This is a genomic window from Longimicrobium sp. (genome assembly GCA_036387335.1).
Classification (GTDB): Bacteria; Gemmatimonadota; Gemmatimonadetes; order Longimicrobiales; family Longimicrobiaceae; genus Longimicrobium.
The window spans coordinates 1-1702 of record DASVTZ010000091.1; the positions used below are offsets into that span (position 1 = coordinate 1).

Annotated in this window: 2 protein-coding genes; both read right to left on the reverse strand. The window is 71.2% G+C overall.

Annotated features, from left to right (window positions below; genetic code table 11):
* The coding region (locus tag VF647_08045) for a glycosyltransferase (GenBank protein ID HEX8452032.1) at window positions 1–438 on the reverse strand (438 nt) is incomplete at its 3' end.
* A gap of 166 nt (window positions 439–604) precedes the next feature.
* The coding region (locus tag VF647_08050) for a glycosyltransferase (GenBank protein HEX8452033.1) at window positions 605–1702 on the reverse strand (1098 nt) is incomplete at its 5' end.

Sequence of the window (1702 nt, forward strand, 5' to 3'; positions counted from 1 at the left end):
CCGCAACTGGCTGTACGGGCACACCGGCCAGAAGTCCGTCGCGGTGAAGACGGTCGGGATGCCGCGCTCCACGCACGGCCCGATCAGCGCCGCCGACAGACGCGCCAGGTGGACGAAGTGGACGACATCCGGCTCCACCTCCGCCAGCAGCCGGTCGAATGCGCGCGCGAAGAGATGGTTGTCGTACGCGAGCTCCGTCACAACCTGCTGGTCGCCCATGGGGTCCGGCGAGTGGCGGAACCGCTCCACCCGCAGCCCGTCATACGTGTAGCGGTCGAAGCGCTCCTCGTCGCGAAGCGGGCGCGGATCGGGGTAGCCGGTCACCACCACCACCTCGTGGCCTCGCGCCTGTAGCTCCCTGGCGATGCCGAGCGCGATTACCTCCGTGCCGGACGAGTAATCGGGGAGGAACTGGTGGACGGTGACGATGATCTTCATGCGCGGGGCCGAACGGGTCGAGCGCGGGCGCGCGTGAAGCCGCGGAAACACCCGTTTTGCGCAGCCATCATGACAGGACCGGGGCGTCCGTGTCAACCGGCGGGCCAGCATCCTAACGACCCCCTTACTGCCCCGCGCCCTCGGTGTCGCTGGCGATGGCACGCGGTCAGGCAACCGCGGAGCCCTCACGCGCCGCGATCAGCTCCTCGTAGATCCCCACCAGACGCGAAACGTGCGCGGGCACCGAGAGCGGCGGCTTCGTGCGCGAGGCGAGGGTGCGCAGGAGGCCGCGGTTCTCCGCCAGCCGCCGGATGGCCGCCGCGAGCGCCGAGCTGTCCCCGGGGGCGAAGAGGAGCCCGTTGACCTCGTGCCCCACGATCTCCGCGATCCCCTCCACCTCGGAGCCGATCACCGGGCAGCCGGCGGCGAAGGCTTCGTACACCACCAGCGGCGTGTTCTCGTGCCAGAGCGAGGGCACCACCAGGGCGTCCATCGTCTCCAGCACCCCCCGCACCTCGTGGTTCGGAAAGGCGGGGAAGAGACGGATGCGCGGATCCCTTGCGGCCAGCGCCTGGATGCGCGTGTAGTACGCCTGATACGCGGGGTGCGACCCGGGCGCGCCGTGGATGCTCAGCTCCACCGGCAGACCGGCGGGGAGCAGCCGCAGCGCCTTCACCGCCACCTCCACCCCCTTGTGCTCGGCCACGCTGCCGATGAAGCCCAGCCGCAGCACGCGCTCCCTCCCCCGCTCCGCCGCGCGCTCGCCGCCCGCCGCGTCGATCCCATACGGCAGGAAAGACACCCGCTCCGCCTCGATCCCGCCCTCCACCAGCTTCCGCTCCATGAGCCGCGACGGGGCGAGCACGCGGTCGATGCGGTTCAGCTCCCTCCGCAGGAACTGCTGCCGCCCCACGAGCGCCTTCACCTCGGTAAAGAACCTCGGCGCCGACACGGGGAGACGGGGACTGGTGGCGGCGCGCACGCCCAGCCCCACCAGCCAGTTCGGAGCGCGCGACACGGCGGCGGGGATGGATACGGGGTGCGCGGTGAGGTTCTCCGCGAAGTGGCGGATGCAGTTGAGGGCCGACTCGTCGGGCCCGGCGCACAGCTCGTTGCCGCCCAGCCGCAACTGGCTGTACGGGCACACCGGCCAGAAGTCCGTCGCGGTGAAGACGGTCGGGATGCCGCGCTCCACGCACGGCCCGATCAGCGCCGCCGACAGACGCGCCAGGTGGACGAAGTGGACGACATCCGGCTCCACCTC